This window comes from Myxococcus llanfairpwllgwyngyllgogerychwyrndrobwllllantysiliogogogochensis (assembly GCF_006636215.1).
GTDB classification, from domain to species: Bacteria; Myxococcota; Myxococcia; order Myxococcales; family Myxococcaceae; genus Myxococcus; species Myxococcus llanfairpwllgwyngyllgogerychwyrndrobwllllantysiliogogogochensis.
Window position 1 is genome coordinate 1 of the sequence record NZ_VIFM01000281.1, and the last position, 14,107, is coordinate 14,107.

The 14,107-nt window shown below is 68.8% G+C and carries 13 protein-coding genes; 8 read left to right on the top strand and 5 right to left on the bottom strand.

The window, feature by feature from the left end; genetic code table 11:
- Positions 1-1,385 (bottom strand): TadA family conjugal transfer-associated ATPase (locus FJV41_RS41175; RefSeq protein ID WP_141648103.1); only part of this gene is annotated, 1,385 nt, incomplete at its 3' end.
- A 168-nt stretch (positions 1,386-1,553) separates the two neighbouring features.
- Here FJV41_RS41175 and ung point away from each other — a divergent pair.
- From ung to FJV41_RS41200, 5 genes are all read left to right on the top strand, one after another.
- Entirely contained in the window at positions 1,554-2,231 is a 678-nt protein-coding gene (ung, locus tag FJV41_RS41180) for a uracil-DNA glycosylase (RefSeq protein ID WP_141648104.1), read from the top strand.
- Between the two features lie 74 nt (positions 2,232-2,305).
- Positions 2,306-3,109, top strand: a complete 804-nt coding sequence (locus FJV41_RS41185; protein ID WP_141648105.1) for an acyl-CoA thioesterase — start codon at positions 2,306-2,308, stop codon at positions 3,107-3,109.
- Positions 3,110-3,160: 51 nt separating this feature from the next.
- The gene (locus FJV41_RS41190) at positions 3,161-3,655 is read left to right on the top strand and encodes a DUF3592 domain-containing protein (RefSeq protein ID WP_141648106.1); all 495 of its coding nucleotides are present in this window, start codon (positions 3,161-3,163) and stop codon (positions 3,653-3,655) included.
- An 89-nt stretch (positions 3,656-3,744) separates the two neighbouring features.
- On the top strand, positions 3,745-4,686 hold the full coding sequence (locus FJV41_RS41195) for a hypothetical protein (RefSeq protein ID WP_141648107.1): 942 nt from the start codon (positions 3,745-3,747) through the stop codon (positions 4,684-4,686).
- Positions 4,686-5,867: a tetratricopeptide repeat protein gene (locus FJV41_RS41200; RefSeq protein ID WP_141648108.1), complete on the top strand. Its 1,182-nt coding sequence runs from the start codon at positions 4,686-4,688 to the stop codon at positions 5,865-5,867. Before FJV41_RS41195 ends, FJV41_RS41200 begins: the two co-directional genes overlap by 1 nt.
- Before the next feature lie 76 nt (positions 5,868-5,943).
- Here the strand turns inward: FJV41_RS41200 and FJV41_RS41205 are convergent, their stop codons facing one another.
- Both FJV41_RS41205 and FJV41_RS41210 read right to left on the bottom strand, forming a co-directional pair.
- Positions 5,944-6,312, bottom strand: coding sequence for a response regulator (locus FJV41_RS41205; RefSeq protein WP_141648109.1), 369 nt, complete (start codon positions 6,310-6,312; stop codon positions 5,944-5,946).
- A 74-nt stretch (positions 6,313-6,386) separates the two neighbouring features.
- Positions 6,387-7,745: a M24 family peptidase gene (locus FJV41_RS41210; protein ID WP_141648110.1), complete on the bottom strand. Its 1,359-nt coding sequence runs from the start codon at positions 7,743-7,745 to the stop codon at positions 6,387-6,389.
- 170 nt (positions 7,746-7,915) lie between these two features.
- Between FJV41_RS41210 and FJV41_RS41215 the strand changes: the two genes are divergently transcribed.
- A complete protein-coding gene (locus tag FJV41_RS41215) occupies positions 7,916-8,677 on the top strand; it encodes a tetratricopeptide repeat protein (RefSeq protein ID WP_141648111.1) in 762 nt (253 codons plus the stop codon).
- Between the two features lie 233 nt (positions 8,678-8,910).
- The gene (gene gyrA, locus FJV41_RS41220; RefSeq protein ID WP_174457398.1) at positions 8,911-11,694 is read left to right on the top strand and encodes a DNA gyrase subunit A; all 2,784 of its coding nucleotides are present in this window, start codon (positions 8,911-8,913) and stop codon (positions 11,692-11,694) included.
- A 77-nt stretch (positions 11,695-11,771) separates the two neighbouring features.
- On the opposite strand, the gene FJV41_RS41225 is transcribed toward gyrA, so the two are convergent.
- On the bottom strand, positions 11,772-12,359 hold the full coding sequence (locus FJV41_RS41225; RefSeq protein ID WP_141648113.1) for a hypothetical protein: 588 nt from the start codon (positions 12,357-12,359) through the stop codon (positions 11,772-11,774).
- Between the two features lie 135 nt (positions 12,360-12,494).
- Positions 12,495-12,770, bottom strand: a complete 276-nt coding sequence (locus FJV41_RS41230; protein ID WP_246137740.1) for a PfkB family carbohydrate kinase — start codon at positions 12,768-12,770, stop codon at positions 12,495-12,497.
- A gap of 93 nt (positions 12,771-12,863) precedes the next feature.
- Here FJV41_RS41230 and FJV41_RS41235 point away from each other — a divergent pair, with 93 nt between their 5' ends.
- Positions 12,864-14,057: an NADase-type glycan-binding domain-containing protein gene (locus tag FJV41_RS41235; protein WP_141648114.1), complete on the top strand. Its 1,194-nt coding sequence runs from the start codon at positions 12,864-12,866 to the stop codon at positions 14,055-14,057.
- The last annotated feature ends 50 nt before the right edge of the window (positions 14,058-14,107 follow it).

Genomic DNA, 14,107 nt, shown 5'->3' on the forward strand with positions numbered 1-14,107 from the left:
GGCCTGGCGGCGGCGTGGCCCGCGGGCGGGGTGGCGGTGGCGGGCCGGGCCGCGGGAGGCGGCGTTGCCGGCTTGGCGACGGACGCGGGGAGGCTCGCGGGCACCTGCACCTGGACGGGGGGCGCGGCCTTGGCGTCGCGGGCATCCTGCCGCAGCTTCTCCTCGAAGTCGGACCACTCCTTCTTGAAGTGGTCGGGGTCCGGACGTCCCTCCTCGCGGTGCTTCAGCGAGGGGGCCCAGCGCACGGTGTACGCCTCGCCGGCGTGGAAGACGGGCGGAGGAGGGATGCCGTACGTCGCCGGGTCGAAGAAGGACTCGTCCAGGTCAGCGAAGCCGTACGCCTTCGCCTTGGCGACGAAGTTGGGGATGATGCCCGTGGGCGCGTGGTAGCCGAGGATGTGGTCGTCCTCGTCCTTGGTGACGGGCGTGAAGACGAAGATGTCCTGGGTGCGGTAGTCGCCCTTCTCGGTGAGCGGCAGCACCTCCGACAGGGCGCTCGTCTTGCGACTGCCGTCGTGGAAGCGCTCGCAGCAGATGATGAAGTTGATGGCGCTGGCCACCTGGGCGCGGACGGCGACCATGGGCAGCTCGATGCCGGACATGAGGCACAGGGACTCCACGCGGCGCAGCGTGTCCGTGGGCGTGTTGGCGTGCGTGGTGGCCAGCGAGCCGCCGTGGCCCGTGTTCATCGCCTGCATGAGGTGGAACGCCTCGCCACCGCGCACCTCGCCGACCACGATTCGGTCCGGCCGCAGACGCAGCGCCGAGTGAAGCAGGTCTCCCATGTCCACGCCGCCCTTGCCGAACTTGTCCGGCGGACGGCTCTCGAACGCGACGACGTGCGTCTGGTTGAGCTGGAGCTCCGCCGAGTCCTCGATGGTGAGGATGCGCTCCTCGTCGGGGATGAGGGAGGAGACGATGTTGAGCAGCGTCGTCTTGCCGGAGCCCGTGCCGCCGGCCACCAGCATGTTGAGCTTGGTGGCGATGCCCGCCTCGATGAGCCGTGCCATCTGCGGCGTCAGCGAGCCGAACTTCAACAAGGAATTGATGGTGAGCTTTTCCTTGAAGAACTTGCGGATGGAGATGGTGGTGCCCTTGCGGGCAATCGGCGGAATCACCACGTGGATGCGGCTTCCATCCGGAAGGCGCGCGTCCAGGCGGGGCCTTTCCTCGGTGAGCATGCGGCCGACGAACTGGGCCATGTTGCGCGCGGCACCGATGAGGCCTTCCTCGGTGAAGGTGGCGTCCGTGCGCGACAGGCGGCCCTTCTTCTCGATCCACACGTCGGTCGGGCCGTTGATCATGATCTCCGACACCGCCTCGTCGTCCAGGTAGGGCAGGACGGGCTTGAGGAAGGCGCGGAGTGACTCGGTGTACATCGTCATGGCGCCCCCCAGGCTAGCGCGGCCGGTGCCTTCCGCCCAAGAACCCGCCGTGCCCGCCCGCCCGCCTCCTGTGACGCTGTCGGCTCTCCGACGGCGTCACGAAAGGGATGGGCCCCGTGGGAAGGGGGTGTTTCAATGCCCCGCCGAGTTGGTCGGGGAGGCACTCACATGTTGCAGGACAAGCTGCCGAAGGACTGGAAGCAGGCGCTCAAGGCCGCGCTCGATTCACCTTCGTTCCAGGAACTGGAGCGCTTCGTCGCGAAGGAGCGCCAGGAGGCCACCGTCTTCCCCTCGGAGGAGGACCTGTTCTCCGCCTTCCGGCTGACGCCCTATGCCGACGTGCGCGTGCTGCTGCTGGGCCAGGACCCGTACCACGGGCCGGGGCAGGCGCATGGGCTGGCGTTCTCGGTGAAGCCCGGGGTGCCCTCGCCGCCCTCGCTGGTGAACATCTTCAAGGAGTTGGAGGCGGACGTGAAGGTGCCGCGTCCCAAGGATGGCTCGTTGATTGCCTGGGCGGAGCAGGGCGTGCTGCTGCTCAACGCGGTGCTGACGGTGCGTCAGGCGGAGCCCAACAGCCACGCGGGCCATGGCTGGGAGGCCTTCACGGACGCGGTCATCCGCGCGGTGAGCGAGAAGACGGAGCCCGTGGTCTTCCTGCTGTGGGGCAAGTACGCGCAGAAGAAGAAGAAGCTCATCGATGCCACGCGCCATGTCGTCATCGAGGGCACGCACCCGTCTCCGCTGTCGGCCAGCAGCGGCTTCTTCGGCAGCCGGCCTTTCAGTGCGGTGAACCAGGCCCTGGAGTCCAAGGGGCGGCCGCCCATCGACTGGCGCCTGACGCGGTGACACGCGCACGCCCGGTCGCCCGGCGCTGACAGTCCGTTCTCGGCGGGCGGTGGCTTGATACGGTGCGTCGCGACATGACCGCCGCCTTCCTCGCCGCCTCCACGCCCGAGCCCGTCGGGCCGAACCGCTACCTCGTCCGCTTCACCTCGCCCTGGTACCAGGGGCGGGGCGCGTATGGAGGCCTGGTCGCGGGCACCGCGCTGCGCGCGCTGGAGCACACGGTGGGTGACGCGGCGCGGCCGGTGCGCTCCTTCACCATGCACTTCTGCGCGCCGGCGGTGGAGGGCGAGGCGCGGGTGACGACGCGCATCGAGCGGGCGGGAAAGCTGGTCACCCACGCCACGGTGCGCGTGGAGAACGACTCCGGCGTGGTGGCCATGGGCAGCGCGACCTTTGGCGCGGCGCGCGGAGGCGCCATCGAGTACCTGGAGATGTCGCCCCCGAAAGTCCCGCCTCCGCACGAGGTGCCGATGACTCCGGACGACGTGCCCATGCCGGACTTCTGCCGCTTCTTCGAGTTCCGCTTCTGCATCGGCTCGGCGCCGTACGCGGGGGCCGCCGTCGCGGAGACGGGCGGCTGGCTGCGCCCGAGGGAGCCGACGGTGCTGGATGCGCCCCTGTGCGTGGGGCTGATGGATGCGTACCCGCCCTCGGTGCTCTCGCGCGTGGACGGCTTCCGCCCCGCCGCCACCGTGGACTTCACCATGCACTTCTTCCAGACGCTGCCCCAGGCGGGCCTGAAGCCGGACGCCCAGTTCCTGCGCACCGGCCGCTCCCTCCAGGCGAGCGGAGGCTACTCGGAGGACTTCCAGCAGCTGTGGACCGAGGACGGCCAGCTCCTGGCGCAGTGCCGGCAGCTCTTCGTGGTGATGGGCTGAGAGACGGGCCGCAAGCCGTGCCGCCCGGGGGCTTCTGGTAGTGTCCGCGCGGTGCGCGTGCTCTGGGTCGTCATCTGCGTCATCTGTGCGCTGCTCGCGGCGGTCGGCGGGGTCTTCGTGGTCGCCGGTCTCAAGGACGTCCTGAGGGCCCTGCGCTCCCGCCGCTGGCCCACCGTGCCCGGCACCGTCCTGGCCGCCGAGGAAGTGGAACACCGCCTCCCGGTTCCCGGCCAACCCGAGCCCCGCATCCACTACGAAGCCCGCGTCCAGTACGAGTACTCCGTGGGCCGCGTGCTGGTGGGCACCGCCACCCTTCGCGTGGACCCCACCGCGCGCACCAACCCCCAGGACGCCCAGGCCACCCTGCGTCGCTACCCGCCTGGACAGTCGGTCCGGGTCGCCTACAACCCACGGGACCCGACGGACGCGGTGCTGGAGCCCGGCGCCCATGCGCCCAGCTTTGTTCGGCTCGTCGTGGGGCTCGGGCTGGTGGGGGTGGGGGCCAGTATTCCGCTCATTGCCCGCTGGTTCATGGCGCGCCTGTAGGAAAAACTCCGTCCAGGACGCAACTGATCCACACAGCCCACGAGAATCCCTCACATTCTCTTTCGGTCGTCCCCGTTCCGAGGTCTTTCATGAGTGATCGCTCCATCCGCCGCGGTCAGCAGCCCCAGTCTCGGTCCACGCAGACCGCCCAGAACACGCCGGTGGTGAAGAACACGACCACGGAGAAGGTGGTCAAGGACACGAACACCGGCGTCCAGACGACCTTCCAGGACGGCCGCCTCCAGAGCCACTTCGAGCGTGAGAAGAGCACCACGCAGAACTGGAACACCAGCTACAGCACGGAGTCCCAGCACGAGTCCTCCGGGCGCGTGACGGGGCCCCTGGCGGGCCTGCTGGGTCAGATTCCGAAGGTCGGCATCGACGGCCAGTTCACCAAGGGCGCGGCGGTCAAGAAGTTCGAGGGCGGCTTCGGCGACGCGAACAGCGTGGCCCAGGGCTACGGCAAGATGAGCGTCCTCGAGGCGGAGCTGAAGGGCTCCGGCGAGGTCGGCATCGAGGGCGGCAAGCTGTTCGCCCGGGGTGACCTGGACGCGAAGGCCACGCTGGTGGACGCCGAAGGCACCCTGCGCGCGGGCGTCGGCCCGATTCAGGCGGAGCTCCAGGGCAAGGCCTGGGTGGGCGCCAAGGCGGGTCTCCACGGTGAAGTGACGCTGGACCCCATCAACGGCAAGTACGCGGCTCGTGTCGGCGGTGACGCCTTCATCGGCGCCCGTGCCGGTGTGACGGGCAACGTGAAGCTGGGCGACTTCGGCGGCGTCACCGGTCGCGCGGAGGCGTGGGCGGGTGTCGGTGTGTCGGCCCGTGCCGAGGCGAGCTGGGACAACGGCCGCTTCAAGGCGCGCGTGGACTTCGGCGCGGCGCTGGGCATCGGCTTCAAGCTGGGCTTCGACGTCGACATCAACTTCGGCAAGATCGCCGACGCGGTGAAGAGCGTCGTCGAGAAGCCGGTCGAAGTGGTCAAGAATGTGGTGAAGTCCGTCGGCAACTTCTTCAAGGGGCTGTTTGGCTGATGGCGGAGACCGCCAGGTACGACGCACTTCTCGCAGCCGGGGAGCTGGACCAGGCACGCCGTGAGGCCGAGGCCGCGCTCAAGCGCGATGCCTCGGACCTGGCGGCCCGGGTCGCGCTCGCCCGGCTCGCGGCATTCGATGGCAACGAGGCCCAGGCGGAGTCGTGGCTTCTGGGCCTGAGCGCGGAAGAGCCGGGCGTGCAGCTCGTCCGCGCCGCGCTCCTCACCCGACGCGGCGATGCGGCCGGCGCGCTGGCGCTCTACCGGAAGGTCGCGAAGGCGCAGCCCCAGCGTGCCGAGGCGTGGTTCGGCCAGGGCTACCTGCTGGCGGAAGCGGGCGACAACGCGGCGGCGCAGTCGGCGCTGGAGCGCGCGGTGAAGCTGGCTCCGGACGCGGGCATCCACCACTTCCACCTGGGGCGCGTGCTCTTCGCGCAGGAGAAGCTGAAGGACGGCTTCCACCACCTCCAGGAGTCCTTGCGCCTCAACCCGAGGCACGGGCCCAGCTACCTGGTGCTCGCGGTGGCGCTCCAGGCGGGTGGCGAATTGGAAGCCGCCGAGGAGCTGCTCACCACGGGCCTGAAGGTCCTCCCGGACGACCCGTACCTGCTCAACGGGCTGTGCAACGTGCTGCTGGCGCGGGGCAACCTGCCCGGCGCGGTGAAGGCGGCGGAGACGCTGGCGCGCGTGGAGCCGGACAGCCCGGCGGCGCAGGGGAACCTGGCGCGGCTGCGCCTGGCGCAGGGACGTCTGCCCGAAGCGCTGGAGCTGTGCCGGAAGCTGGCGTCGCGAGGCCAGGCCACCGCGCAGAGCCGCATGGTGGAGGGCATGGCGCTGGAGGCCACGGAGCCGGTGGACATCCCCGCCGCGCTGTCCGCGTGGCGCGAGGCCGTGAAGCTGTCCCCGGACGACTGGGCCCCCGCCAACAACCTGGGCAATCTGCTGATGCGCATCCCGGAGGATGAACTCCCGGGTGCCGGACAGCAGGCGCTGGAGGTGCTGGAAGAGGCGCATCGCCGCGCGCCGGAGCGTCCGGAGCCCCGGCTCAACCTGGCGGTGGTGCACGCGCGCCTGGGAGAGAAGGACCGCGCGAAGGCGCTCGCCCGCGAGCTGCTGGCGCTGCCCCGCCTCGCTCCTGAGTGGCGCGAGCAGGCCGAGCGACTCATCCAGGCGTTGGCCTGACGCGAGCGCATGAAACAGTGCCCGAGGCGATGTCGAGCCTCGGGCGCTTCCGACTGTCTCACCGTGTCGCGATGTTTCAGGCCGCGACGTTGGCGAGCTGTTTCATGAGCAGCCGAATCAGCTCCACCGGATGGATGGGTTTGGGCAGCAGCTCCGCGCCGTAGCGGATGGCGACGGGGATGAGGTCGTCGAGTTGCTCGTGTCCGGTGAGGAAGATGAAGGGCGCGTGGCACTCCTTCAGCTCTCGCATGGCGATGAGCACGTCCGCGCCATTCATCTCCGGCATGTTGTAGTCGCAGAGGATGGCGGAGATGTTCTCCAGGTCTTGCTGGAAGGCCGCCTCCGGAGACTGCACCGTCACCACGTGGTAGCCCGCGCTCTGGACGATGTCCGATACCAGCGAGAGCACGAACAAATCATCGTCGATTACCAGCACGGTCTGCATCGCGCTCTCCCGGCAAGCCCGGCTCATCCTATGAGCCGGGCCAGCCTGGAGGGTAGGGCGCGCGACGCAACTCGTCAGCGCGGCCTGGGAGCCGCAGGTCCCGATTGCCCCGGTGCGGGCGCGGAGGGAATGAGCACGAGGTCTTCCTGGGGAGGAATCAGGTACTCGGCGCCCGTCTCGGTGACGACGGCCATCTCCTCCACGGAGACGATGCGCTGCGCGTCCGGAGCGCCGTCCTGCCAGGCGAAGAAGCCGTCGAAGGCGAACACCTGTCCGGGGCGGACGATGCGCAGGGACTGTCCCTTCGCGGGCCTGGGCTTCGCGCCGCCGGAGAGGGCCGGGCCCACGTCGTGTGCCCAGTAGCCCACGGGATGTCCGGTGCCCCACATGACGGGCTCGGAGCCCGCCTCGCGCATCCAGTCACGCTGGGCCTTGTCCACGTCCCACCCGCTGGCGCCGGGCTTGAGGGCCGCCAGGGCGATGCGGCTGCCCTTCTTGCCCTTCTCCCACTTCTCCAGCGCGTCCTTCGGCGGCTGTGTCTCACCCGGGGCCAGCACGTAGGCGAAGCGCTGGATGTCCGTCACCCACATGCCGCCCACGCGGATGCCGAAGTCCGTCTGGATGAAGTCACCCGGCTGGATGACGCGCTCGGTGGCGTGTGAGTGGCCTCGCGTGGGCCCGCTGTTGACGTTGGGGTTCTGGTCCGGCGCCCACGCGTCCCCCACGCCCAGCTCCGCCATGCGCTTCTTGAGGAAGCGCGCCACGTCCACGTCGCGCGTCTTGCCCGGCACCACGCTCTGGTACGCCTCCACCTCGAGCTGTGAAGTGAGCGCGGCGGCCTTGCGCAGGATGTCCACCTCCTCGGGCAGCTTCACGGAGAGCCACTCGGAGACGACGTCCTCGGCGGACACCAGCTTCTTGCGCTGAGCGGGGGACAGCGCCTTCTCCAGCGCGGTGCGCTGCGAGGAGGACAGCCCGTCCGCCACCGTCACCGCCGTGGAGGCGTTGATGGCGATGCGCGCGGGCTTCGCGGCGGCGAGCCTCGCGGCCACCTGCGCGTAGAGGTCCACGCCGCGCTCCAGCGGAACGACTTCGTCCAGCGGCCCCACTTCGCGCAGCGCCGTGGCCTCGCCCGCCGGTGACAGCGCCACCGCGCGCACCGCGTCGCCCTGTCGAAGGAACAGGAAGGCCGCGGTGCCCCCCGCGTTCTCTCCGCCGACGTGGATGGCCAGCGGGTCATTGTCGTTCTCCCGGCAGAACACCACCCAGGCATCCACGTTGGCGCGGGCCATGGCCTGGGGCAGCAGCTTCTGGATGCGCTCCTTGCGGATGCGCGGCCAGGGGTCGCCAGTGACGACGGAGTCCCCGGCCGCGCCTGCCAGGGGCGCGGAGAGGAGCAGGGCGGAGAGGAGGGCGTGCCGGGCGCGCTTCATGCGTCGGAAATCCTTTCGGGGGAAGGCGCGGCCATCATCCCCGACCTCGTCCGCGCCGAGGACCGCCCCCATGTGAAGTCCTATCGAGCCCTTGTGAAGAAGCTCTCTGTCAGTCCAGACAAACCGGTGCGCGCAAGCGTCTGCGCCGTGGCTCGTTTAAGGTGATGACCATGGCCAAGAGCTCCTCCCGCAAGTCCGCCACGAAGGTGAAGGTGAAGAAGCCCGCCGCCCGTGCCGCTGCTCCCAGGAAGGGCAGGGCGAAAGCGAAGCCCGCCGCCGCTCGCACCCCGGCGCCCGTCGAGGCTCCTCCCATCGTCCTCGAAGCCGAGCCCGTCTTCACCGACGAGCCCGGAATCAACGCGCCCAAGGCGCTGCCCTCGGGCGAGGAGGGCAACGGCCGCGTGCTGCCCTTCGAAATCGACCCCAAGCGCATGGAGGAAGGGCTGCGCAAGCTCCAGGGCGAGGTCGTCCACTGGGCCAACAAGGGCCGCTACACCCGCGTGCGCTTCAAGTTCCGGGGCAAGCAGCTGCTCCCCGACCTTCCGCTGGCGGCCGTCGTCGCCGCGGAGGGCCTCACCTTCTACTGGGGCGGCATCCTGCGCGTGCTCATCGCCAACGTGGTGGGCCACAGTGTCTTCCAGGTGGAACTCGTGAATGACGCGGAGAAGCGCGTCCAGGCGGGCAAGGAGGCGCTGCTGTCGGGTGACGTGGACCAGGCGCTGACACTGTTCCGCGAGGCGGTGTCCATGGACCGGGATTCCGCCGCCGCGCACCTCAACGTGGGCGTGGCCCTCAAGCTGAAGGGAGACCGCGAGGGGGCGCTCGCCGCCTTCGAGAAGGCCCGGGCGAAGGACCCGGAGGGCCCACTGGGAACCGAGGCCGAGCGCCTGGCAGCCCCCCTGCGCCCCGCGGGGACCCAGCGCCCCTCCTGAGGCCGCCGAAGGGCCTGAATTTCTCGCGAAAAAGCGGGCTGAAACGAGGGGGTTCGAGCGTTCAGTAGGGGGCGCTTTTTCGAGCCCCTTCGACCTGTTATCGAACCACTTCGACCTCCGGGCGCTCACCCCTTCGTTTCCCCTGTTGACGTAGGGAAATCCAGGGGTTACGAACGCTCCCACACTGGATGGCGGCCCCTCGCGGGGTCCCTCCGCGACCACTCCCAGAGCCCATGGCCGACGACACTACCGACAAGCCGGCACCGCCCTCCCCGCCTCCGCCTCCCGACGGCGCCGGAGAGCTCATTCCCGTCAACATCGAAGACGAGATGCGCCGCTCGTATCTCGACTACTCGATGTCCGTCATCATCGGTCGCGCGCTGCCCGACGTCCGCGACGGCCTCAAGCCCGTGCATCGCCGGGTGTTGTTCGCGATGAACGACCTGTCGAACTACCACAACCGCCCGTACAAGAAGAGCGCGCGCGTGGTCGGTGACGTCATCGGTAAGTATCACCCGCACGGCGACTCATCCGTCTACGACGCCATGGTGCGCCTGGCGCAGCCGTGGAGCCTTCGCTACCTGCTGGTGGACGGCCAGGGCAACTTCGGCTCGGTGGACGGCGATATGCCGGCCGCCATGCGCTACACCGAAGCGCGCATGGACCGCCTGGCCGAGGAGCTGCTGGCGGACATCGACAAGGAGACCGTCGAGTTCGGCGCCAACTACGACGACTCCCTCCAGGAGCCGCTCGTATTGCCGGCGCGCTTCCCCAACCTGCTCGTCAATGGCAGCAGCGGCATCGCGGTGGGCATGACCACCAACATCCCGCCGCACAACATGACGGAGGTCATCAGCGGGACGCTGCACCTCATCGACCACCCGACGTGCACCGTCCGGGACCTGATGGAGTTCATCACCGGCCCGGACTTCCCCACCGGCGCGTTCATCACCGGCCGCGAGGGCATCCACCGCGCCTACGAGACGGGCCGCGGGCAGATTACCGTGCGCGCCCGGTCGGAAATCGAGACGTCGAAGAAGGGTGACCGCGAGGCCATCATCTTCACGGAGATTCCGTACCAGGTGAACAAGGCGCGGCTCATCGAGAAGATCGCCGAGCTGGTGCGCGAGAAGAAGCTGGAGGGCATCAGCGACATCCGTGACGAGAGCGACCGTCAGGGCATGCGCATCGTCATCGAGCTGAAGCGCGATGCGATTTCGCAGGTGGTGCTCAACAACCTGTATGCCTCCACGGCGCTGGAGACGACCTTCGGCGCGGTGATGCTGGCCATCGACGGCGGCCAGCCGCGCACGCTGAACCTGAAGGAGATGCTGGACCGCTTCGTGGCGCACCGCCGCGACGTGGTGACGCGCCGCAGCCGCTACGAGCTGCGCAAGGCGATGGCGCGCATGCACATCGTCGAGGGCCTGCTGGTGGCCCAGGACCTCATCGACCTCGTCGTGAGCCTCATCCGCGCGTCCAGGGACCCGGATGAAGCGCGCTGGGGCCTGATGAACATCCTGTCGCCCACCCTCTACGAGCACGAGCGCTTCGCCAACCTCCAGCGCATCGACTACGCGAAGGCGAAGGCGCAGATGGAGATGCTCGTCTCTCGCGCGCGCAACGAGGAGCCCGCCTACCAGGGCCTGGCGCACAAGTACGAGGGCGCGGGCTTCAGCCAGGAGCAGGCGCAGAACATCCTCGAGATGCGCCTGCAGCGCCTCACCGGCCTGCAGCGCGAGGAGCTGTTCCGCGAGCTGATTGCCCTGGTGCGCGACGTGGCGCGCCTGCAGGACATCCTCGCCAACGAGCTCTCCCTGCTCACCGTCATCAAGACGGAGCTGATGGAGATTCGCGAGCGCTACGGCGACAAGCGCCGCACCGAAATCATCGGCGCGGTGGATGACATGACCAGCGAGGACCTCATCGCCGAGGAGACGATGGTCGTCACGCTGTCGCATACGGGCTACGTGAAGCGCTCGCCGCTGTCGGAGTACAGGGCGCAGAAGCGCGGTGGGCGCGGCAAGACGGGCGCGGCGACGAAGGAAGACGACTTCGTCAGCAAGCTGTTCGTGGCCAGCACCCACGCGTACCTGATGCCGATTACGACCAAGGGCAAGCTGTACTCGCTCAAGGTGCACCAGATTCCGCAGGCCAGCCGCACGTCTCGCGGCAAGGCGATGGTGAACCTGGTGCAGTTCGGCGAGGGCGAGCGGCTGGCGCAGGTGTTGGTGACGCGCGACTTCCCGGAGAACCGGTACGTCTTCTTCGTGACGAAGAAGGGCGTGGTGAAGCGCACGGACCTGAGCGCGTTCGACAACGTCCGCTCCAGCGGCATCATCGCGCTGGGCATCGACGAGGGGGACGAGCTGGTGGCGGTGATGATTACCGACGGCACCAAGGACATCCTGTTGTCGACGGCGTCGGGCATGAGCATCCGCTTCCCGGAGACGGAGGTCCGCTCCATGGGCCGCCAGGCCTTCGGCGTGAAGGGAATCACGCTCGATGAGACCGACGAGGTGGTGGGCGCCGACGTGGTGGAGAACGACTCCGCCATCCTCACCGTGACGGAGAACGGCTACGGCAAGCGGACGGAAGAGTCCGAGTACCGGCAGCAGGGCCGTGGCGGCAAGGGCATCATCGACATCAAGGCCACCGAGCGGAACGGCAAGGTGGTGGGCCTGCTCCAGGTGAAGGAGTCCGACGAGGTGATGCTCGTCACCAACGGCGGCATGCTCATCCGCATGAAGGTGCGGGAAATCTCCGTCATCGGCCGCAACACGCAGGGCGTGCGGCTGATTGCGCTGGAGAACGACCAGGAGAAGGTGATGGCCCTCTCCAAGCTGCCCGAGGGCGAGGAGTCCGAGGAGGAGACGACGCCTCCGGCCGAGGTCGCTGGCGCCACGGACGTGGCCGCCGAGCCGTCCGCGTCCGAGCCCGCCGCGTCCGAGCCGGAGGAGCCCACCGAGGCGCCCGTGGCCGATGAGGGCGGTGGCTCCGAGGAGCCGCAGGCCTGACGTTGGCTTGAGCCGAGACGTTCAGCCCCTCTCTCCCGCGCTGGGAGGGAGGGGCTTTTTCATGCGGGATGCCGTGGCTAGAGCAGGCCGGTGAGGGAGAGGGTCGCCAGGCCACTCAGTCGAGACAGTCCCTCAGGGCTGTCGCAGGCGGCCAGGTCCGTGGCGAGGTAGGTCGTGGTCCTCGTGACGGTGGCACCCTCGAACTTGCCCGACTCCACCGTTCCCACGTTCGTCAGGACGGCGAGGTTGCCATTGATTTGCGACGACACGCGCGTCTGAATCAGCGTCGAGGTCTCTCCCGTGTTCCAGGTGATGACAGAGGTCGAGGAGCCGATGCTCAACAGGTCCATGCAGGAGAAGCCGGGCCTGAAGCTGCGGATGGTGTTGGTGCCGGAGGTCACCGCTCCTCCCAGCAAGGAGATGCAGTTGGAATAGACAGTCGTGGAGACGACGGTGACGTCCTGCTCCACGTTCTTGAGGGGCGGCGAATAGTTGATGGCCGCCGAGCCGACAAGGCATTCGACGAGCGTCAGCAATGGCTGCTCCGAGTGGACCAGCTCTCCCTGGGGAGAGGGAGGCTGTTCGCGCCCATCCTCACCGCAGGCCGCGAGCACGGCGACAACCAGCATCGAGATGGCAACGGCACTTCGTGAACCGTAGTGCATGTCTGACTCCTGGTGGTTTGTTGGCGGCACACTATCCACCGTGTCGACGTGCGAATCCCAGACATCATGAGCAGGATTTGCACTCGAGCAGGTGGAGCGCAGCCACGAACGACGCGAGCAGAATGTTCCAGGGAGTCAGCGCAGCGCCGCGGGCAATCGCGTCACATCCAACCTGGGCACGCCCACCTGTGTCACCGCCTGAGCGCCGAACCAGTTGGCCAGCTCCGCGCAGCGCGCGAGCGACTCCCCGCGCAGCAGCCCCAGGGTGAAGCCCGCGAGGAAGCAGTCTCCCGCGCCCGTCGGGTCCACCTCCTCCACGGGCCAGGACGGCACCTGGAGCGTGTCTCGCGCGGTCAGCACCGTGCATCCCTTCGCGCCTCGCGTCACCACCAGACACGTCTTCGCGCGCATCGCCGTTCTTGTGAGGGTTGCCGTACGATGGGCGGGAAAGGCCGCCGCTGAATGAAGTGCGGCGCCCGACGTCCGGAGCCCTGAGGAGCGCCCATGTCCGATGACAGCTGGAGGGGTGGCACGCGCTGGTGGAAGCCTCTGCGGGTCATCCTGGGCTGCGTCCTGCTGAGCACGGGGGCCTGGGGGCAGTCCACAGATGCGGGGCGGACGGAGGCCGGAGGGCTGGGCCCATCCGGCGCTCCTGATGCCGGGCAGACCGTTTCGGGCGGCCTGGGCCCATCAGCGCCTGCCGACGCGGGGCGGGCTGCTTCGGCCGCACCAGGCTCCGCCGAGACTCCCGACGCCGGGCTGTCGGATGCAAGGCGCGTGGAGGTGAAGCTCCATGGCGTGTCCGTCACTGTGACGGCGTCATCGATGCTGGTGGAAGGGAGGGAGCCTGGTCGCTATGGGCCGGCCAACCTGCTGGATGAGGACCCCGGCACCCTCTGGGCGGAAGGGGCGAAGGGCAGCGGCGCCGGGGAGTGGGTGGAGCTGAGCTTCCCACCGGACACGCCGGTGCATTCGTTCCTGGTGACGCCGGGCAACCCGAAGTCCGCGAAGCTCTACAAGGCCAACGCGCGTCCGAGGAAGGCGCGGCTGGAGCTGAAGCTCGCCGAGGGGCGCAAGCTGGACTACGTGCTGGACTTCCCCCGCGACTTCCCGGCGGGCGGGGCCATCTATGTGGATTACGCGCGCCAGTTCGCCGTGAAGTCCGCGCGGCTGACGGTGCTGACGGTATGGCCTGGGAGCAGGTACCGCGACCTGTGCCTGGGTGGCTTCGTCCCGGTGTTCCGAGGTCCCCCAGATCGCTCCAGACCCACCTTTCTGGGCACAGGCAGCGAGCTGGCGCCCACACTTGCGATGTTCATGCGCAGCCCGAGCTTGGTCTACGGCCTCCTACCCCCCGAGATAAGCGGTGTACCGGCTCGGCTGCGCGCCTACTCGCGGGTGCCCCACAACGGGCCACTGCCCCCGCCCGAGGAGGAGTTCAACATGCATCACGTTACGGGCGGGTGGAGCCGCTTTAGCGAAGACCTTGCCGGGAATGCCGCCGCAGCGGGTTCGCAAAGCGAGCTGTTCCGTCTCGTCCCGGCACCCGGCGGAAAGGGCTATGTGTTCGACCCCAGCGCTCCTCCGGAGAGACCGGACTCGTACTCCAACTTCCGGGTCCACTGGGCACGTGTCGAGGACGGGTGGTACGTCGTGGGGGTGGATGTGCTGTACCGGGAGCAGACCGCCGATGATTGAGTCTCTAGCGGTCCGGGGGGCATGGCTACTTGGGTGCGCCGGCCGAGGGG